This window comes from Mammaliicoccus sp. I-M35 (assembly GCF_022386455.1).
GTDB classification, from domain to species: Bacteria; Bacillota; Bacilli; order Staphylococcales; family Staphylococcaceae; genus Mammaliicoccus; species Mammaliicoccus sciuri_A.
In genome coordinates this window covers 36,108-57,915 of sequence record NZ_JAJNIL010000001.1, presented here as the reverse complement: position 1 = coordinate 57,915, position 21,808 = coordinate 36,108, and the positions used below count along the sequence as shown (strand labels likewise).

Below are 21,808 nucleotides of genomic sequence, written 5' to 3'. Positions count from 1 at the left end.
AGTATTTAAGATATAAAAGGAGAACATTATGGAACAATGGATTACTGATTTTATGACGCATTATGGATATATCGGTGTCTTCATACTCGTATTTTTAGAATATGTTATACACCCCTTCCCTTCTGAAATCATATTAACATTCGCAGGCTTTATGACTTCACAGTCAGAGTTGAATATCATAATTGTATGTTTACTTACAATTTTAGGAGCCGTACTCGGAGCACTTGTATTATACAGTATTGGTGCATTTATAGGAGAAGAACGTTTATATAAATTTATACATAAACGTGGCAAATATATAGGTATCAAAACACAAGACTTAGATAAGACCATTCAATGGTTAGATAAATATGGACATTGGGCTATCTTTTTAGGACGCTTTATCCCAATTGTCAGAACGCTCATTTCATTACCAGCCGGTATAACTAAAATGAACTTACCCGTATTTATACTTTTAACAGCAATCGGTACAGGTATGTGGAATATATTTCTAATTATGCTAGGTAAAATGCTAGGCAATCACTGGCATCAAATTCTCGTATATGTAGGTATGTATTCTAAAGTGTTTATCGCGATTATCGCGATAGCAGTACTTTATGTACTATACTTATGGTATAAACGCATTAAAGAAACACGTGTTAATTAAATAAAAAACAAAACTTTCATAACCCCTTTTTCTAAGGATTGGTTATGAAAGTTTTTTGTATTCTATAAATAAGTGTTTTTAGTTTTTATAGTTTGAAATTTCGATTAAATTATTATCGGGATCTCTTAAATAAACAGAATTGATTTCACCAAGTGCACCAACTTTATCGATTGGCCCTACCTCAATGTTAACGTTATGATTATTTAAATGAGATACAACTTCTTCAATACTAGTTTTAGTTATTAAACATATATCAGCTGAACCTGCCATTGGGTTATGAGCGCTAGGTTTAATGATATTATGTTCGCTATGCAAGTTAATTTTTTGATTCCCAAACTTTAAAGCTTTTCTATTTTCCCCAAATTCAATAATTTCCATTCCTAATATGTTGCTATAAAAATCCAATGTCTTTTCAATATTAGAAACAGTCAAAACAATATGATCGATTCCTTCTATTTTCATTATTTTTCCTCCTTTTTCATATTTCTTCCCATATATATTTTTGCTTCTTGAATAAATAAATCAATGAGATTGTTATCCCAATTTTTCTTCTTTGTTAAAGCGAATGAATAAAAAGTAGGAAATTGCTCATTTCCCTCTATGATTTTTAACTTATTTGAATTTATTTCTTTCTCTACAGTTCTATATGGCAATACACTAAATCCCATATCATCTATTAAAAATGTCTTAATTGCATCTATACTCCATAATTCTGTTGTTTTAGAAACTTCCTTTAAGTTACTACTTAAAAAATCTTCAAACATCGTGCGATAAGTACTGTCTTTTTCATTTATTACAAAATGATTATACCGTTTACTACTTAACAACTCATCTAATGTATCTGGAGCAGAATGATGTGCCACAATAACAATTTCATCATCACTTAATTTATGTTTTTTTATTGCATTATTTTGGATTCTAGTATTGATCACAAAAGCTATATCTACTTCACCATTCATAAGTGATGCTTGATTTTTACTACAAGTATTATTAAGCAAATCAAATTCTGTATTTGGAAATTTTTCTAAAAATATTTTTATAACTTCACTTAATCCTGTTGTAACTAGTGATTCGGGTGCTGCTATTTTTAATTTATGAGTCATGTCCTCGTTCGATAATTTAATAATTTGATCGTGTGTTGAAATATAATCATTAACTAAAGGTAATATTTTTAAAAGAAACTCACTTTCAATCAATTTTTTGTTTGAGTATATAAATAATTCATTTTTCAATTCTGCTTCTAACTGATTAATTTGTTGAGATACATTTGATTGCGTATAGTTTAGTAATTCCGCTGTTCTTGTATAACTCTTCGTTTCTATAAGTGTCTTTAAAATTTTTAACTGCTTTATATTCATTCAATCACCTATTAATTTTATTAATGTATTAATAATAACATTAATTTCACTTATAACCAAAAAGACATTAAAATTTATATAGAGGTGAAGAACATGTCTGCGTTTTTAATTTATGTTTTTGTAACATCTATTACGCCAGGTCCAAGTAATATTTTTATTATGAATTCTACAAAAAAACATGGTTTATTAGGTGCAAAAAAATTTATACTTGGTATATTAGCAGGTTTTTTATTTTTAGCTATTTTAGCTTCTATTTGTTTATACTTATTTGAAGAATATATTGAAGCAGTTGAACAAACACTGAAAATATTTGGATTTGTATATTTACTGTATCTATCCTATAAAACGTTTACTGCTAGTAAAAACGATGAAACTGGTGATGTATATTCTACTTTTAAAGCAGGATTTTTATTACAAATTTTAAATATGAAAACATTATTATTTTATATCACGTTACTAGGTGTTTTTATTATCCCTAATTCCAATAACAAACCATTTATATATATGGTACTAACAATTATTATTGGTTGGGCTTGTCTTATTATATGGGGCGTATTAGGACACTATTTAAAAAGATATCTCAATAAATATCATTATATATTCAATACTGTTATGTCATTATTAATCCTATACTCCGCATTAAGCATTTTTTATTAATGAATAAAAGTGAGATTTAACTAAAAAACATAATGTGCAATATCATTTTCTGGAATCAATACTTCAATATTTAATGGTAGAGTTATTTGAGACATGTTATACACTTTATACATAAGGCACCTCGTTGATTTGGTTTTTGTCATGATTAATTAAATTATACGAGAGTGCTTTATTTTTTTGTATAAAATTGGAAATTTGTAACGATTTTGTGCTGTGCTGACGCCTGAGGGAATAGTATGTGTGAGAGACTACAGGCTCGAACCATACCCTAGGCAAGCATGCACGAACAAAATCGTAGATTATAAAAAATAACACCTCATTTTATACTGAATAAATCAGTAGAATGAGGTGTTAATAATTTGAGTTAGGAATTATCTCCCAGACTTTTTTATTTATGATTAATTGTTAATGATACTCTTATTAAATTCCATAATAGCGAACTATATTTTCGATATACTAAATATCTTGGTTCCCATTCTGGATAAAATTTTTGTTTATAATTCCGTAATCCTTGGAAGCTATATAATCCATTCATATTTTCAAATACTTTTGCTGCAAATTTTTCTCTTAAATATGCATATTGATTATGCCCTACATTGGATAACGTAGCCATTCCCATATTAAATTGTTTATAGCCTTGTTCTTGTGCCCATAATAACATATGGATATATAAAGCATCCATCATCGGTAGTTCTACTTCTTTGTTCCATCTAATTAGATCTACAGATATGGATTCATTATAATTCGTATACATTAATGAACAGAAACCTACTATTTCTTTATTATCATTTCTTATAACTGCGATTGGTGCTTTATTTAAATAATCTTCATCAAATGATCCAACTGAGAAGCTCATTTCTCTCCTATCACCTAACCAGCTATCACTAATAGATTTCAACATATCGATGTCATCTTGTGCATATGGCGCTTCTATAATTTCAAATTGATAGCCTTCTGACGCCATTTTATTATGTGTTGCACGCATACCACGCTTTTTCTTACCAGATAAACTAAATGTTTCTAGATCTATGAGCGCTTCTTCTCCTAATTTGAAAAAGACATTTCCATAATCATGATATAAAGATAGTAATTTACTTTGTACTTGATAGAAAATAATATCATGGCCTAAAAAATGCATTTGATCATAAAATTCTTTTAATACTTCATGATATTTATCCGAATTACCGACTGGATCACCTAACACGATAACTGCATTCATCTTATGTCGATACATAATAAAGACATCTTCATCTTTATTAACATAAAATGATTTATCTCCTGTAAATGCTAAGTGACTCACATAAGAACCTTGGTTTTGATCGATAATGTTCTGTATCGTTTCATATGTAGCATTTGTATATAAACTTTTTTGGAATCTTTTTGAAAGAATATAGGTTATGCACATACCGATTAAACATAATATCGCGAGTGCAATTAAGAACATTGTAAATACAGCATATTTATCAAATTTAGTAACTTCATGTGGATATAAATTTAAATAATTTTTAGTGACAATTCTATTGAAGATAAACATTGTTAATATTAATACACCACTTAAAACTATTTTCATAGGTGTCACAATCTTTTTGACAACAAGTGCATTTTTGTAACCGATAAATAATAATATTAAAAGTATCGCTAACCATAAAAATGCAATGATCGTGCTATTCGTTAATATGGATACGACTAACATTACGATGACAGAAATAATGCTCATGAGTATAGAACGCATCGTACCAGACATAACGCCTTTCGCGCAAATCAGTAACATAAGTGTAGAAGCTGTATGTAATGCTAATAAGATTGAATAAAAAGTATAATGATGTGAGTAAATAGCATCATATAAGATTAATATGTGATTAAAATAAAGAACAAATCCTGTAATACCAGATAATAGCCCTAGTGCTAATGTTGGTACTTTGTTCATAAAGTCACTTTGCACAGACTTGATAAACGATGTTGTATCAACAGCTGGTGTATAGAATTTACTTTCTTCGATATATTTTTTAGCGATACTACCAAATTCAAATGTAGATAAACCAAGTGCGATTATAAATGGGAAGAAGTAATAAGCAACTCTATAAAGTAACAACGCTAATAGTACTTTTTCTTCAGGTACACCAAGTGACTTAATACCTAATAAGATCACTAAGTCAAACGCACCGAAGCCACCAGGTATCATACTAATTAATCCTGATAAGGCTGCAACGACAAATATCCCAACTAAGTGCGCAAAGTCTACATGTATATGTAAAGCTTTTAAAATAACAAATAATAAGTAGCTCGCCGCGATCCATTCGAGTGCAGATACAATTGTAAATTTAAATCCAAGCAATCTATCTCGACTTATAGAAGGTTTTAAATACGACACAACTATAAATAATGGAAGAAACAAACTGCCAATATAAATGACAATTTTAGCCCATGAAATATCAGCTAGTAATGCATCCGCATTAAAAACACGAAATACAATAAGTGCACATAATAAACTTAAACCACTTAACATGGATAACAATAATAATGAAACACTTTTAACTAAATCTTTCTTATCTTCAACGTCATTTCTATAAGAATAAATTCTTAAACCAGCACCTATTAAGCCACCAAAGCCTAAAATACTGTTAAATGTATTGATAATATAACTAATAGATAGTACTTTGTGTATCGGTAAACTGATTTTTAAAGATTGCTTTAACATCATGTCATATAATGATAAAACAGATACAGAAAGTACACCTAATATAATGATGCCTACAAAATAAAATGTATTCATTTCTCTAAAAAGAACGATTGTCTTTTTAAAGTCGATTTTCCCTAATTCATTATGCAATACAAATACAACGATGCATAATACGATACATATAAATAAAGCCTTTAATACTGGCAAAATTTTCTTTCGATTTAATAGTCTCATATTCCAACCTTCTTTAATTTTGTAATACTCCCAAATAATACCATATAAATATATAAATTAAAATGTTTAATAAAAGACTGCCATTAAGCTTCAAAAGTTAAAGGCAGTCTATATTTATAGTTTATTCTTTTTCGTATACAACTTCTTCATCTTTAAACTCGTATGGACCTGAGTCATCTTGATAATATTTATTATAACGACGTTTAAATAATGTGAAGAGATGTGTCACAGCTACTTTAATAATAGCGTATGCTGGAATACCTAAAATAACACCAAGTATACCTGCTAAATTACCTGCACATAACAATACAAAGATAATTGTTAAAGGATGAATTTGCATTGTTTTCCCCATAATATTTGGCGAAATAAAATGTCCTTCTAAAAATTGAACTGCAGCCCAAACGATTGCAAGTTTCAATAACATAATTGGTGAATCAATTGCCGCTAAAATAATTGCTGGTGAAATCGCAATTATTGGTCCTAAATATGGTACAACACTTGTCACAGCAGCAATACTTGCTAAAGTTAGTGCATAGTCTAATCCAATGATTGAATAACCAATAAATAGTAATACACCAATACAGAAAGCAACAATCATTTGACCTTGAATATAAGAACCAACTTGAACGTTCATTTTATCAATTAAGTCGTGTGTATCTTTTCTGAATTTTGGTGGCATTAATCTAATAAAGTAATTTCTAAACTTTGCACCATCTTTAAGTAAGAAGAATAATACAAATGGGAATGTAATAATGATCACAACAACATGTGTAATTGTAGATACAAATGATTGGAACTTATTACTGAAATCCCCTACTGAATTAGATATTTTCTTTGGAATATCACTAAAGTTTTGTTGGAACCAATTTTGAGCTTGTGTATAGTAATCCGCTACAAATGAATTTTGAGAAAGCTCTTTTAATTTATCACTAAATTCATCGAAATATGTAGGTAAATTTTTAGATAAACTCTCAACTTGATGTTGCACAACAGGTATTAATAACGTCACAATTAGTGTAAATGCTGCGATAATTACACATAATAATATGATGATCCCCCATAATCTAGAGATGTTAAACCTTTCCATAAAAATAATTAAAGGATTAAACAAATAGAATGCAACAAATGCAACAATAATTGGGCCAATTAAAGTTGTCGTGATCGTAACGATAGGTTCAAAAATAAATGAAACATGTTGGAAAATAAATATTGTTAACCCTATCAAAATCAATAATCCTAAAATGAAATAAATATCACGTCCACCGAAAAACTGCATAAATCGTGTTGTTTTATTCAAAGAATTATTGGAATGCTTTTCTTTTTCCAAAATAAGCCCTCCTCTTAAAGATTTATAATCTATTATACCCTAATCGTTTCACTTTAAAAACAAAAATTTACAATTATAGTTTACATAATAATATTATAATTGTTTTTTAATATATAAAAAGAAGATACACCATGAAGGTGTATCTTCTAAAACATAAAAGTCTTATTTAACGACTAAAATTTTATCGCCTTGTTCTACTGAACCTGTTGTTAGTACTTCTAATGAAGCATCACCAAGGTTTGTAACAACAATTGGTGTAACAGTACTATCAGCATTTTCTTTAATGAAGTCTAAATCTACTTTCATTAACGGTTGACCTTTAACGATATCTGTATCAGCTTCCGCTAAAATTTCAAATCCTTTACCTTCTAATTTAACTGTTTCTAAACCGAAGTGGATTAATAATTCAACACCGTCATTAGATTCTAAACCGATTGCATGTTTTGTTGGGAATGTCATTTTCAATTTACCATCAAATGGTGCAACTACTTCACCAGTTTCAGGAATAATTGCAACGCCATCACCCATCATTTTTTCAGAGAATACTTTATCTGGTACTTCAGAGATGTTAACAACTTCACCTTTAATAGGAGCATAAATTGTTGCGCCACCTTCAGCTAAAATAGCAGCACTTTCTTGATCGCCTTCTTCAGTAACAGTTGTTTCATCAGGTTTCGTAATTTCTCCTGAAATGATACGTGCCATATCGTGTTTAATTTGATCTGATTTAGGTCCGAAAATAGCTTGAATATTGTTACCAACTTCAAGTACACCTGATGCACCTAAACTTTTCAGTTCATCTTTGTTTACTTCAGATTTATTTAATACTTCAACACGTAAACGCGTAATACATGCATCTAAATGTTTGATGTTTTCTTTACCACCCATTGCATCTAATACATCGAATGGAAGTTCAGCTACTGAACTGTTGCGTGTTTCAGATTCTTTATCTTCACGACCAGGTGTTTTTAAGTTAAATTTCTTAATCGCAAATGTGAATAAGAAGTAATAAACTAACGCATAAATAATACCTACTGGAATAACAAGTAGTGCATTAGTACGATCCCAGTTTAATAATCCGTATAAAACGTAATCAATAAATCCACCAGAGAATGTCATACCGATTTGGATATGTAGAAGATGCATCACTAAGAATGATGTACCTGCTAAAATAACATGAATACCGTATAATATTGGTGCTACGAATAAGAATGAGAATTCTAATGGTTCAGTAATACCTGTTAGGAATGATGTTAAACCTGCAGATAACATTAAACCACCGACAACTTTTTTACGCTCTGGACGAGCTTGACGATAGATCGCATATGCTGCAGCTGGTAAACCAAACATCATAAATGGATATTTACCAGTTGTGAATGCACCAGCTGTAAATGGTACACCGTCTTTAACTTGTGCCATGAATATTCTTTGGTCACCACGAACTAATTCACCAGCAGAATTTACATAGTTACCAAATTCGAACCAGAATGGTGAGTAGAAAATGTGATGCAATCCAAATGGAATTAAAGCACGTTCAATAATACCAAATATAAATGTCGTTAAAGCTAAGTTCTTATCTAATAAGAATGTAGATAAGTTATTTAAGCCATCTTGAATTGGTGGCCATGCAAATGAAAGAATAATACCTGCAATAATTGCAACTACAGATGTGATAATTGGTACAAATCTTTTACCAGCAAAGAATCCTAAGAATGGTGGTAAGTTGATATTATAATATTTGTTGTAACACCATGCTGCAAGAGCACCCATTATAATACCACCAAATACCCCTGTTTGAAGTGTTGGAATACCAAGAACTAATGCGTTTGCTGGATCTTTAGCAGTTTGTCCTAAAGTTTTAGCGCCTTCAGCGTAGCTATAAATATCATCAATTGAAATACCTTTAACAACACCCATTGTTGTATTCATAATAAGGTAACCAACTAATGCTGCTAATGCTGCAACACCATCTCCTCCAGCTAAACCTAATGCTGTCCCGAGTGCGAAAAGTAATGGTAAATTATCAAAGATAATTTGACCTGATGATTCCATTACTGAAGCTATCATGACAATAACATCAGATTTTAACCAAGGTGCAATTTCAACGAATTGATCGTTTTGCATTGCATTACCAAACGCAAGTAAAATACCTGCTGCTGGTAAAATCGCAACTGGTAACATTAATGCTTTACCAATACGTTGCAATTGTCCAAAGAACTTTTTAAACATAATTAATACCCTCCTAATTGTTTAACTTTATAAATCACGGCATGAAAAAAGGCATGAGCAAAGAAACTTACCATTACGGTAAAGTCTATTTGCTCATGCCTGATCGTATCAGTAACACGCAATTTATAAGTTATTATTAAAGTGTTGAATGTGCATTGTTAAATATGCCAATTCAGATTGATATACCGGCTTCTTCAACTGTGTTTGCATCATCTTCACTATCTTTACAGAAATATTATAGCACAATGGATATTGCGCTTTCAATAGTGTTTCGATATTAGTTGCATCTGGAATTCGTTCATCTGCCAATACTCTTTGAATCGCAAAGTGAAGGTGCCGAACAAAACGACTATAATTAATACTATTTTTGTTAATATCAACTTCTAGGCCTTCTTCTATTATAATGATTGCTTTTTGAATAATCGCTTTTATATTGTGTATATCATGAATTGAATGGTTTACTTCTGCAGAGTGGATATGTAATGCAATAAATCCAGCTTCTGATTCAATAAACTGTAAGTTTAATTTTTCATTTAATGCTTTAACAGCTTTTTCTGCTATTTGATATTCTCTCGGATAAAGCAGTTCAGTCTCTTTTAAAAAAGGATTATGAACATGTATACCTTCTTTAATACGCTTGATCGCAAATAACATATGGTCAGTTAAAGATATTAATGTCTTTTCACTAACACTTCCACCTAACTGTTTATCGATACCATTTACAACTTCTAATACGATATTAAACACTTCATCATTAGTACCATCTAATAATTGCTTATATTTATTTTTATCATTTTCAGATTCTAATAAATATACCTTTTCGATTAAATCTGTATTAATTTCTTCACCTTGTTTTTTTCCGAAACCAATCCCCTTACCAACTAATATAACTTCTTTATCATAATAATTAGCAACTAACACATTATTGTTTAATGCTTTTTCGATAATGTATTTTCCCATATCTAAAACCTCATTCTGAAGACCTATTACATATTATACATTTGATGATAATATAATGATAGATATATTTTATATCAATAAATACGAGGATGTGCAAACATATGAAAAAGACGAAACTATATATAATAAGTGTTCTTGCTGTTTTATTATTATCTACAATTTTATATCCGAAACATCAAGCCCATGCGGTAACTGAAGAGGCTTGGGATAATGCCGTTACTGTTTATGGTGCAGCATTACAAAACAATTCAAGTGCTAAAGATACAACTTCTAACTTATTAGGCACTAAAAACAGTGACAAGACAACTTACGTTACGGCTGATGACTTAAATAAATACTTAAATATGCAATCATCAAATGATGTCTTAAAATCAAGTATCCGTATTACAAAGACTTCTAAAGGCAGTGGTCTTAACTTAACGATCAATCAAGACCAAGGTCAAATTACAAAAGTAACTAAAGCCACATATAAAAATGCTTTAATGACAGCAGGTATTCAAGATGCAGATGTTACAATTGCATCAAGTGAAGATGTAACTGGCGAAAGTGCCTTAGCTGGTGTATACAAAGCATTTGAAGAACAAGGTGAAGAAGTAGATTCAAGCAGAACACAAGTCGCTCAAGAAGAATTATCTACAATTAATCAAATTACTGAAGAAAATAAAGGTCAAGAAGGATTTTCTCAATCACAATTAAACAAAACAATTGCAGAATCTAAACAAGCTGTAGCTGAAAAATCAGGTAATGTAACAATTAATGAAATAACAAATATCGTCAATCAGAAGATTGAAGACAATGGTTTAACAAATGTTATTAATGATAACCAAATTAATATGATTGTTAATGTTATTGATAAAGCACAAAAAGACGGTGTCTTTAGCGGTGAAAATGCAAAAGACTTTATTAATAACTCAAAAGATTATGTTAATGATTTAGTTAAATCAGATGAATTTAAAGATGCAAAGAAAAAAGCAGAAGACTTAGGTAACGATATTAAAGACAAACTTCAAGACGAAGGTTTCTGGGATAAAATCGTAAATGCTATTAAAGATATCTTCAATTCAATCGCAAACTTATTTAAATAATATAAGAAAAACGCCATGGGCTCGTGCCCATGGCGTTTTTCTTATATTATTTATCTTCGTCTTTATCATCATCTTTAATAATGTCAAAAGTATCTTGTTTAGGTTCTTCATACTTTGTATTTGCTTCAGATGATTGTTCTGTTGTTTCTTTTTTGTTTAATGTTGTATAAGGGTTATCGCCCCATGCTTCGATATTATTATAGTTAACTTTTAAGTTTTCAATTTTAAATACTGGGTTTAACTTACGCTTTCTTTGTGCACGATAATCTTTAGCAACTTCAAATACAACTGTTGCAAGTCCGAATAGTGCTACGATATTGATGATTGCCATTAATCCCATAAATAAGTCTGCTGTATCCCATACTGTTTGTACTTGTACAACTGATCCTACAAAGACCATAGCTACTACTAATGCTCTAAAGATAAACATTACGATTTTATTTTTAGTTAAGTATTCAATATTTGATTGACCGTAGTAATAGTTACCAATAATTGAAGAAAATGCGAACATAAATACGGCTAATGTTAAGAATATACCACCGAATTCACCAACATGTGTTGTAAGTGCTTGTTGCGTTACAGCCACACCTTGAGGCGCATCTGCTCCAAATTGTAAGTCAGTATAAAGTAATAACATGATTGCTGTTGCTGAACAGATAATCATAGTATCAAAGAATACACCTAACGCTTGGATTAAACCTTGTTTAACTGGGTGACTTACGGCTGCTGTTGCTGCTGCGTTTGCTGCAGAACCCATACCAGCTTCGTTAGAGAATAAGCCACGTTTAATACCTTGCATAATTGCAAATCCCATTGCCCCACCAAATGCAGGATGTAAACCAAATGCACTTCTTACGATATTTTGAATCATTGGCCAAATTTGATCAGCATTCATAAATAAGATATAACCAACTAAACCAATATATCCAACTGCCATAATTGGCACGATAAATGAAGATACTGTTGCGATACTTCTTACACCACCAAAAATAACTAATGCTGTAATAATAGCCAAGATAACTCCAGTTATCACATTTGAAAATTCATATTGTTCATTTAAAGAAGCTGCAATCGTATTAGATTGAACTGTGTTAAATACAAATGCAAACGTTACAGTTATAAGTATTGCAAACACAACACCAAGCCATTTCTGACCTAAACCACGTTCTATGTAATAAGCTGGTCCACCACGGAACCCACCTTCTTTATCTTTAACTTTATATACTTGTGCTAATGTTGCCTCAAAGAATGCACTTGCTGCACCAATGAATGCAATAACCCACATCCAAAATACTGCACCTGGGCCACCTAGTACAATCGCTGTTGCAACACCTGCGATATTACCAGTACCAACACGAGAAGCAGCACTTATAGCAAATGCTTGGAAAGAAGATATACCTTTTCTTCCATCTTCTAACGTTTCAGGTTTTTCGAAAATGACTCTAAACATTTCTGGTAGCCATCTAAGTTGTACTACTCTAGAACTTATTGTAAAGAATACACCAGCTAATAGTAATAGGAAAATTAAGTTTTGAGTCCAAATTAAATCATTACCCCATCGGACAAAATTATGAAACCAATCTGGGATATAACTATCAAAATCTTTCAAATAAATCCCTCAATTCTAATAATATAGTCATAATAAATTGCTATCATGATTTTACCATGTGCCATTCATTATGACTATATTTTTTTAATCTATAGCTTTTTCTTCAAAATATGCATCAATAACTTGACCAAAGTCATTCTCGTCAACAACAAATCGACCATTTGTATAACGTTCACTAAAGTTAAAGTCTTTAGTATTCACTTTGACTTGATCTTTTTCTGAAATGATAACGCATGTTTCATCCTCTGAAACGGTTCTAGCAAATACAATTCTATGCGCTTTTGATTTTAGTTCTTTCAAAATCATTAAGCCGCGTTGAGATCTTTTAGCAGGTACAAATTGTTCTGCTTTCATTCTTTTAACTGAACCACGATCCGTCACAATAAAGACAGATTGATCATTTGGTAATTTATCTGTCATTACAACTCTATCATTATCTTTCAAGTTGATAGATTTAACACCAGCTGCTTTCAAACCAATGTCGGATAATTCATCCGTATCGTAAGTTAAGCTCATACCTTTTTCAGTAATCACTGTTATAAGTTCATCATTTACTATTTTCAGTACGGACACAACTTCATCGTCACCTTTAAGTTTAATGGCAACGAGTGGTTTTGTAATTCTGCTCGCTTTAAATTTATCATTTGTAGACTTTTTGATCATGCCGTTTTTCGTCGCGATAATATAATTAGATGATGGCTTGAAATCAGTTTCTTTATTTACAGAAATGACACGTTCGTCATCATCAATTGGAATCATTTGTGAAATATGTTTACCAAGATCTTTCCACTTTAAGTCCACAATTTCATGTACAGGTATAAATAAGTAATTACCTTTATTTGTGAATACAATTAAAGTATCTTGCGTATTCATTTTTTCGTGCATTAATAAGTAGTCACCGTCTTTAAGTCCTACTTCTTCAACACCACTTGCGATATAACTTCTATTAGAAGTACGTTTAATGTATCCATCATGCGTAACAGAAACGATAGTTTCTTCACTTGGAACTAAAATTTCTTTTTCGATTTTAATTTCTTCGATTTTTTCTTCGATTTCAGTTAAACGTTCATCAGCAAATTCTTTTCGAACTGCTCTAAGCTCATTTTTAATCACTTTAAATAATGATTTTTCATTTTGTAAAATATCTTTTAAGCGTTCGATAGTTTGTTTAAGTTCATCAAATTCATTTTCTAATGAAACAATATCTGTATTTGTTAATCTATAAAGCTGTAACATTACGATTGCTTCAGCTTGTTCTTCAGTAAATTCAAATTTCGCAATTAAATTTTCTTTCGCATCACGTTTGTTTTTAGAAGCTCTAATTGTTTCAATAACTTCGTCTAAAATAGACAATGCTTTAATTAAACCTTCAACGATGTGCATACGTTTTTGTGCTTGAGATAATTCATATTGAGAACGTCTTGTTACGACTTCTTTTTGATGTTCAATATAACTTTCAAGAATTGATTTAAGGCCTAATAATTCAGGTCTTCTATTATTTATTGCTACCATATTAAAATGATAAAGCACTTGTAAGTCTGTATTCTTATAAAGGTAATTCAGAACACCTTCACTATTAATATCTTTCTTAAGTTCAATCGCAATTCGTAAACCTTCTCTATCTGTTTCATCACGAACTTCTACAATACCTTCAATTTTCTTATCAGCTCTAAGTTCATCAATTTTCTTAACTAGCGTACCTTTGTTAACTTCAAATGGTACTTCAGTTACGACGATTTGTTCTCTTCCGCCTCTAATTTTTTCTATTTCTACTTTACTTCTAACAACGATTTTACCTTTACCTGTTTTATAGGCTTTCTTAATGCCATCTAACCCTTGAATAATACCGCCTGTTGGGAAATCTGGTCCTTTTATATGTTCAATTAATTCATCTACAGATGTACTTGGCTTATCGATAAGCTTTAATGTCGCATCAATGACTTCTCCTAGATTATGCGGTGGAATATCAGTTGCATAACCAGCAGAAATACCTGTAGATCCATTGACTAATAAGTTAGGATACCTAGCTGGTAATACCATCGGCTCCATCGCAGTATCATCAAAGTTTTGTACATGTTCAACTGTTTCTTTATCAATATCTTGTAATAACACTTCAGCTAATTTACTTAATTTTGCCTCAGTATAACGCATTGCTGCAGGAGGGTCATTATCAATACTACCGTTATTACCATGCATTTCTATTAGTACGTGTCTCAATTTCCAATCTTGACTCATACGAACCATTGCATCGTATACAGAAGAATCACCATGTGGATGATAATTACCGATTACGTTACCAACCGTTTTAGCACTTTTTCTAAAGTTTCTGTCATACGTATTACCGTCTTTATACATCGCAAATAATATTCTACGTTGTACAGGTTTTAATCCATCTCGTACATCAGGTAGTGCACGATCTTGAATGATATATTTACTATATCTACCGAATCTATCTCCAATTACATCTTCTAAAGGAAGGTTTTGAATTTGTTCAACCATTATTTAACTTCCTCCTCTAATGTTTCTACTTCATCATCAAGTACTTGAATGTCATCACTTTCAAGTATACTTTGATCTTCTTGCATACCAAATTGAACGTGTCTTTCAATCCATTCTCTACGTGGTTCAACTTTGTCACCCATTAATGTAGTCACTCTTCGTTGTGAACGTACTTCATCATCAATACTTACTCGAATTAACGTTCTTGTTTCAGGATCCATTGTTGTTTCCCATAGTTGATCGGCATTCATTTCACCTAAACCTTTATAACGTTGAAGTGTGAAACCTTTACCAATTTTCTTCATTAATACTTCTAAATCTTCATCAGTCCATGCATATTCAACTTGTTTTGATTTACCTTTTTCTAATTTATATAAAGGTGGTAACGCAATATATACTCTACCTGCTTCTAATAGCGGTCTCATATATTTGAAGAAGAAAGTTAATAATAATACTTGAATATGTGCACCATCTGTATCGGCATCTGTCATAATAATCACTTTGTTGTAATTACTATCTTCAATATTAAAGTCTGCACCAACACCTGCACCTATTGTATGAATAATCGTATTGATTTCTTCATTTTTAAAGATATCTTCAAGTTTAGCTTTTTCTGTATTAATAACTTTACCTCTTAACGGTAAAATTGCTTGGAATTTACGATCACGCCCTAATTTAGCTGATCCTCCGGCAGAATCCCCTTCGACTAAATAAAGTTCGTTTTTCTCTGTATTTTTACTTTGTGCTGGCGTTAATTTACCAGATAATAAAGTTTCTTTACGTTTGTTTTTCTTACCATTTCTAGCTTCTTCACGTGCTTTTCTTGCTGCTTCACGTGCTTGAGATGCTTTAATCGCTTTTTTAAGTAATGCCTTTGATAATTGACCTTTCTCTTCTAGGTAGAAAGGCAGTTGATCTGACATAACGGAATCAACAGCTGCACGTGCTTCTGTTGTACCTAATTTAGACTTAGTTTGACCTTCGAACTGTAATAAATCTTCTGGAATTCTTACAGAAATTATAGCTGTCAAACCTTCACGAATGTCACTACCATCAAGATTTTTATCTTTTTGTTTAAGTTCACCAATTTTACGCGCATATTCATTAAATACACGAGTAAATGCTGTCTTTAAGGCAGTTTCATGTGTACCTCCGTCTTTAGTACGGACGTTATTTACGAAACTTAGAATCGTTTCAGAATATTGGTCATTAAATTGAAAACTAATATCTACTTCAATTCCATTTGATTCGCCACTAAACATAGCAACGTCATGTAACACGTCTTTGCCTTCATTTAAATAATTTACAAATTCTTTAATACCATCTTCATAATGATAAAATACTTCTCTAGGTTCTTCTCCCCTTAAATCCGTTACTTTTATCTTAAGTGCTTTCAGTAAAAATGCTGATTCTTGAAGTCTTTCACATAACGTTTCAAAGTTAAAATGTGTTGAAGCTTTAAATATTTTAGAATCTGGTTTGAAATGAACCGTTGTACCCGTTTTACGTGTTTTCCCCTTTTTCTCTAATGTTGTAACAGGTACACCACCGTTTTTGAACTTTTGTTTATAAATATGACCTTCTCTATAAATCGTTACTTCTAACCATTCACTCAAAGCATTAACAACTGAAGCACCTACACCGTGTAGTCCTCCAGATGTTTTATAGCCACCTTGACCGAATTTACCGCCGGCATGAAGGACAGTAAATATTACTTCAGGTGTCGGTTTACCAGTCTTATGTAATCCTGTAGGCATCCCCCTACCGTTATCATGAACAGAAATACTATTATCTTTATGAATTGTTACGTCGATTTCCGTACCGAAGCCATTTAAAATTTCATCAACAGAGTTATCTACTATTTCATATACTAAATGGTGAAGTCCGCGGACATCTGTTGAACCAATGTACATACCAGGTCTTTTTCTTACTGCTTCTAAACCTTCGAGTACTTGTATTGAATCTTCACCATATTGAACTTTTGCTTGTTTATTCAATATTTCTCCTCCTACAAACGTACGTTCGTTTCTTTTACTTTACAATAGTTATTTTGTTATAAATCCCTAGAAAATGCAAGCCCTATCCCTAATTGTGGTACAATTTCCCTTTACATTGTACAGACAATATCATATTTTTAAATAGTAACCGATATACAGTTATGGTAAACTATTAGTACCTGCTATCAAAGGAGTGTTTCAATAATGACATTTGTTGTTATTATACTTAGCTACTTAGTTGGATGTTTCCCAAGTGGCCTTGTGTTAGGTAAGTTATTTTATAAAAAAGATATTCGACAATTTGGAAGTGGCAACCTAGGTGCTACAAATACATTTAGAGTATTAGGAAAAAAAGCTGGATTTATCGTGATGTTTTTAGATATCTTCAAAGGATTTATTGTAGTTTTCTTCCCAATATGGTTTAATGTAGATATTCCTAGCATATTTGTAGGTATTTGTGCAGTAGTCGGACATGTATTTCCAATATTTTTGAAATTCAAAGGTGGAAAAGCCGTTGCAACAAGTGCAGGTGCTGTTCTAGGTGTACATCCGATACTATTAATTATACTAGCTATTATATTCTTTGTAATTCTATATTTAACTAAATATGTATCATTATCTAGTATTGTAGCGGGTATAAGTTGTTTTATAGGTGCAATTATCATTGGTGATATACCTTTCTTAATCGTATCTATTGCAATATTGGTTATACTGCTCGTCAGACACCAATCAAATATCGTAAGAATATTCAAAGGACAAGAACCAAAAATCAAATGGATGTAAAGGAGAATGCACTATGAATCTAGAAATTACTGAAAAAGCTATCGAATGGTTTAAAGACGAATTAGAATTCAATGATGATCAAGCCTTACGATTTTTCGTTCGTTATGGCGGTGAATTTCAGTTAAAACAAGGCTTCTCACCCGCATTTACTGTAGAAGAATTAAGTTCTTCTGAAGTTGGTTTTAAAGACGAGAAAAACGATATTCCATTTTTTATTGATGAAAAAGATTTATGGTACTTTGATGATAATGACTTAGTAATTGATTTAAATGATAATGGAGAAATTAAATATGAAGTCAAAGCTTCAAGATAAACTATAAAAGCAGATGTATTTCGTGTATTTAGCGAAACACATCTGCTTATTTATTATAGTTTACGATCTACACCTTGTTCAGTTTCTTCATGAATTTTTAAATATGCTTTATGCCATTCAGGGAAACTCTTATCTAATCTAATTGGTCTGTTTGAACCTTTTTTCAAGCATACATGCGTTGTTGATCCTGTTGATACAACTTCTCGTTGTTCATTTAATATCTCATAAGAATAAATTGATCTTATAGGTGAATAATGAGAAATCCACGTTTTAATGATAACTTTTTCAGGGTATGTTATAGACTTTTTATAAGTAATATTCAAATCAACTACAGGAGATATAATCCCCGCATTCTCCATATCTGCGTAACTAAATCCCGCTTTATAAATGTAATCTGTTCTCGCTACTTCGAACCAAATCGCATAATTTGCGTGATAAACAACGCCCATTTTATCCGTCTCTGCATATCTAACATCTATTGGTGTTTCACTATAAATCATGATTCAATCCCTCTTTCTAAATTCCTTAACCTAATCATAACATAAATATAATTACGCCTGTGATTATATTCTTTTAAATACATATATTTAATTTTCATATAAAAAGCAGTAGACATTCAATTTACAAAGAATATCTACTGCTCGTATATGAATTAGCTTTATATTATTGTGCTAATTTGTTTCTTAATACCATTTGTAGAATACCACCGTGTCTGTAGTAGTCAATTTCTACTTCTGAGTCGAATCTAGCTAAAGCTTCAAATTCTGTAACTTTACCATCTTCGCTAGTAGCAGTTACTTTAAGAATATCACGTGGTTTAACACCTTCATGAATATCTACTGAAATGGCTTCTCTACCAGTTAAACCTAAGCTATCTGCTGATTCACCTTTTTTGAATTGTAAAGGTAATACACCCATCATAACTAGGTTAGAACGGTGAATACGTTCGTAACTTTGAGCAATAACTGTTTTAACACCTAAAAGATTTGTACCTTTAGCTGCCCAGTCACGAGAAGAACCCATTCCGTAGTCATTACCAGCAAGTACACATAAACCAATACCATTTTCTTGATATTTCATTGAAGCATCAAAGATAGGCATTACTTCTTCTGTTGGCCAGTAAGTTGTGAATCCACCTTCAGTTCCAGGTGCTAATTGGTTCTTAATACGAATGTTCGCAAAAGTACCTCTCATCATAACTTCATGGTTACCACGACGAGAACCGTATGAGTTAAAGTCTCTAATTGCTACATCATGGTCTTGCAAGTATTTACCAGCTGGTGTATCTTTACCGATTGCACCTGCAGGAGAAATATGGTCAGTTGTAACTGAGTCACCAAATTTACCCATTACTCTTAAATCACTTAAAGGTTGAATATCTTGTGGTTCTTTAGATAAACCTTGGAAGAATGTAGGGTTTTGGATATATGTTGAATTAGGATCAAAGTCATATAATGGTTGATCTGTCGTTTCAATTTGATTCCAAACTTCATTAGATTCAAATACTGTTTTGTATTCTTCTCTGAATAATTCAGGTGTAACAACTGATAATACAGTGTCTCTAACTTCTTCAATTGATGGCCAGATGTCTTTTAAGAATACATCTTCACCATTAGATCCTTTACCGATTGGATCATTTTGTAAGTCGATATCAACAGTACCAGCTAATGCATAAGCAACAACTAATTGTGGTGATGCTAAGTAGTTCGCTTTAACTAATGGATGAATACGACCTTCGAAGTTACGGTTACCAGATAATACTGAAGTAACAAGTAAATCTTCGTCAGCAATCGCTTTTTCAATTTCAGGTAATAATGGACCTGAGTTACCGATACAAGTTGTACAACCATAACCAACTAAGTTGAATCCAAGATCATCTAAATACTCTTGTAATCCAGCGTCACGTAAATAGCCTGTAACAACTTTTGAACCAGGTGCTAATGAAGTCTTAACGTAATCTGGTACTTTTAAGCCTTTTTCGATTGCTTTTTTCGCAACTAAACCTGCACCTAACATTACATATGGGTTAGAAGTGTTTGTACATGAAGTAATGGCTGCAATTGCGATGTCACCAGTCTTCATTGAAGTCTTCGTACCATCTTGTAATTCAATATCTACAGATTTATCAAATTCTGATTTATCGAAACCATGACCTTGGTTACCTGCTGGTGCAGTCACTGATTCAACAAATGATTTTTTCATGTCGCTTAATTTGATTAAATCTTGTGGACGTTTAGGACCAGATAATGATGCTTCAACTGTTGATAAATCTAGATTAACAACATCTGTGTATGTTGGTTCTACATTTTCAGCATTGAAGAACATGTTGTTTTCTTTTAAGTATTTCTCTACAACATTAACTTGTTCTTCAGAACGTCCAGTTAAACGTAAGTAACTTAATGATTCATCATCTACTGGGAAGAAACCACATGTAGCACCATATTCAGGCGCCATATTAGCAATTGTTGCTCTGTCTGCTAATGGTAATTTTTCTACACCAGGACCAAAGAATTCAACAAATTTACCTACAACACCTTTTTTACGTAACTCTTCAGTTACACGTAAAGCTAAGTCAGTTGCTGTTGTACCTTGTGGTAATTCGTTTGTTAATTTAACACCGATAACTTCAGGAACTGGGAAGTATGAAGGTTGACCAAGCATACCTGCTTCGGCTTCAATACCACCTACACCCCAACCTAATACACCAATACCGTTGATCATTGTTGTATGTGAGTCAGTACCTACTAAAGTATCTGGGTAAGTTACAAGTTCATTTTCTTCCTCTCTAATGTGTACAACACTTGCTAAGTATTCCAAGTTAACTTGGTGAACAATACCAGTAGCTGGTGGTACAGCACGATAGTTATCAAATGATTTTGTTGCCCAGTTTAAGAATTGGTAACGTTCGATATTACGTTCGAATTCTAATTTCATATTCATTTCTAATGAATTTGGTAATGCATAGCTATCTACTTGTACAGAGTGGTCAATAACTAAATCAACAGGTACTTCAGGGTTGATTTTAGAAACATCTCCACCAACATCATCCATAGCTTTACGTAAAGAAGCTAAGTCTACAACTGCAGGTACACCTGTGAAGTCTTGTAGAATAACACGTGATGGTTTAAATGGTACTTCTGCATTAGCATCGTTAGATTTACCCCATTTTGCTAAATTCATAATATGTTCTTCTTTAATGACACGTCCGTCAAATTGTCTTAATACTGATTCTAATAATACACGAATAGAATAAGGTAGTTTATCAACATTAGATAAACCTAATTCGTCTAATGTTTTTAAGCTATAAAACGTGTATGTTTTGCCGTTCAATTCAAAAGATTTTTTAGATTGTTCTTTTAAACTTGAGCTCATTATTAGTTCCCCCTTTAAAATTGTGCAAGTTAATGCTTCATATACAATTGTATAATCAA

16 protein-coding genes are annotated in these 21,808 nt (G+C 31.7%); 5 read left to right on the top strand and 11 right to left on the bottom strand.

Features of this window, described 5'->3' with window-relative positions; genetic code table 11:
• Positions 1-28: 28 nt before the first annotated feature.
• Positions 29-646, top strand: a complete 618-nt coding sequence (locus LQ679_RS00280; protein ID WP_126476732.1) for a DedA family protein — start codon at positions 29-31, stop codon at positions 644-646.
• Positions 647-724: 78 nt separating this feature from the next.
• On the opposite strand, the gene LQ679_RS00275 is transcribed toward LQ679_RS00280, so the two are convergent.
• Together LQ679_RS00275 and LQ679_RS00270 are read right to left on the bottom strand one after the other, a co-directional pair.
• Positions 725-1,108, bottom strand: a complete 384-nt coding sequence (locus LQ679_RS00275) for a VOC family protein (protein WP_126476731.1) — start codon at positions 1,106-1,108, stop codon at positions 725-727.
• Positions 1,108-2,004 (bottom strand): LysR family transcriptional regulator, encoded by an 897-nt coding sequence (locus LQ679_RS00270; RefSeq protein ID WP_239761912.1) that lies wholly within the window; start codon positions 2,002-2,004, stop codon positions 1,108-1,110. Before LQ679_RS00270 ends, LQ679_RS00275 begins: the two co-directional genes overlap by 1 nt.
• Positions 2,005-2,097: 93 nt before the next feature.
• On the opposite strand from LQ679_RS00270, the gene LQ679_RS00265 reads away from it, so the two are divergent.
• Positions 2,098-2,661: a LysE family translocator gene (locus tag LQ679_RS00265; protein WP_239761911.1), complete on the top strand. Its 564-nt coding sequence runs from the start codon at positions 2,098-2,100 to the stop codon at positions 2,659-2,661.
• 388 nt (positions 2,662-3,049) lie between these two features.
• Here LQ679_RS00265 and mprF read toward each other — a convergent pair whose 3' ends face one another.
• The 4 genes from mprF to glcT form a co-directional block, all read right to left on the bottom strand.
• A complete protein-coding gene (gene mprF / locus LQ679_RS00260) occupies positions 3,050-5,575 on the bottom strand; it encodes a bifunctional lysylphosphatidylglycerol flippase/synthetase MprF (protein WP_239761910.1) in 2,526 nt (841 codons plus the stop codon).
• 121 nt (positions 5,576-5,696) lie between these two features.
• On the bottom strand, positions 5,697-6,851 hold the full coding sequence (locus tag LQ679_RS00255; RefSeq protein ID WP_239762039.1) for an AI-2E family transporter: 1,155 nt from the start codon (positions 6,849-6,851) through the stop codon (positions 5,697-5,699).
• Between the two features lie 213 nt (positions 6,852-7,064).
• The gene (gene ptsG, locus LQ679_RS00250) at positions 7,065-9,131 is read right to left on the bottom strand and encodes a glucose-specific PTS transporter subunit IIBC (RefSeq protein WP_037587945.1); all 2,067 of its coding nucleotides are present in this window, start codon (positions 9,129-9,131) and stop codon (positions 7,065-7,067) included.
• A 123-nt stretch (positions 9,132-9,254) separates the two neighbouring features.
• Positions 9,255-10,091 (bottom strand): glucose PTS transporter transcription antiterminator GlcT, encoded by an 837-nt coding sequence (gene glcT / locus LQ679_RS00245; protein ID WP_037587943.1) that lies wholly within the window; start codon positions 10,089-10,091, stop codon positions 9,255-9,257.
• A 101-nt stretch (positions 10,092-10,192) separates the two neighbouring features.
• Here glcT and LQ679_RS00240 point away from each other — a divergent pair, with 101 nt between their 5' ends.
• Positions 10,193-11,176, top strand: coding sequence for a DUF1002 domain-containing protein (locus LQ679_RS00240; protein WP_126476724.1), 984 nt, complete (start codon positions 10,193-10,195; stop codon positions 11,174-11,176).
• Positions 11,177-11,222: 46 nt separating this feature from the next.
• Here LQ679_RS00240 and alsT read toward each other — a convergent pair whose 3' ends face one another.
• The 3 genes from alsT to parE all read right to left on the bottom strand — a co-directional run bounded on the left by alsT (position 11,223) and on the right by parE (position 17,281).
• On the bottom strand, positions 11,223-12,785 hold the full coding sequence (gene alsT / locus LQ679_RS00235) for a glutamine transporter AlsT (protein ID WP_239761909.1): 1,563 nt from the start codon (positions 12,783-12,785) through the stop codon (positions 11,223-11,225).
• Between the two features lie 84 nt (positions 12,786-12,869).
• Positions 12,870-15,284, bottom strand: coding sequence for a DNA topoisomerase IV subunit A (parC, locus tag LQ679_RS00230; protein WP_191835539.1), 2,415 nt, complete (start codon positions 15,282-15,284; stop codon positions 12,870-12,872).
• Positions 15,284-17,281 (bottom strand): DNA topoisomerase IV subunit B, encoded by a 1,998-nt coding sequence (parE, locus tag LQ679_RS00225; protein ID WP_239761908.1) that lies wholly within the window; start codon positions 17,279-17,281, stop codon positions 15,284-15,286. The genes parC and parE overlap by 1 nt, the downstream gene beginning before the upstream one ends.
• Before the next feature lie 201 nt (positions 17,282-17,482).
• Between parE and plsY the strand changes: the two genes are divergently transcribed.
• Entirely contained in the window at positions 17,483-18,064 is a 582-nt protein-coding gene (gene plsY, locus LQ679_RS00220) for a glycerol-3-phosphate 1-O-acyltransferase PlsY (RefSeq protein WP_025905927.1), read from the top strand.
• A 13-nt stretch (positions 18,065-18,077) separates the two neighbouring features.
• A complete protein-coding gene (locus LQ679_RS00215) occupies positions 18,078-18,377 on the top strand; it encodes a HesB/YadR/YfhF family protein (protein ID WP_025905926.1) in 300 nt (99 codons plus the stop codon).
• Between the two features lie 53 nt (positions 18,378-18,430).
• Here the strand turns inward: LQ679_RS00215 and menI are convergent, their stop codons facing one another.
• Together menI and acnA are read right to left on the bottom strand one after the other, a co-directional pair.
• Complete coding sequence (gene menI, locus LQ679_RS00210) at positions 18,431-18,877, bottom strand: 1,4-dihydroxy-2-naphthoyl-CoA hydrolase MenI (protein ID WP_025905924.1); 447 nt, start codon at positions 18,875-18,877, stop codon at positions 18,431-18,433.
• 163 nt (positions 18,878-19,040) lie between these two features.
• Positions 19,041-21,749 (bottom strand): aconitate hydratase AcnA, encoded by a 2,709-nt coding sequence (acnA, locus tag LQ679_RS00205; protein WP_126477033.1) that lies wholly within the window; start codon positions 21,747-21,749, stop codon positions 19,041-19,043.
• Positions 21,750-21,808: the final 59 nt, after the last annotated feature.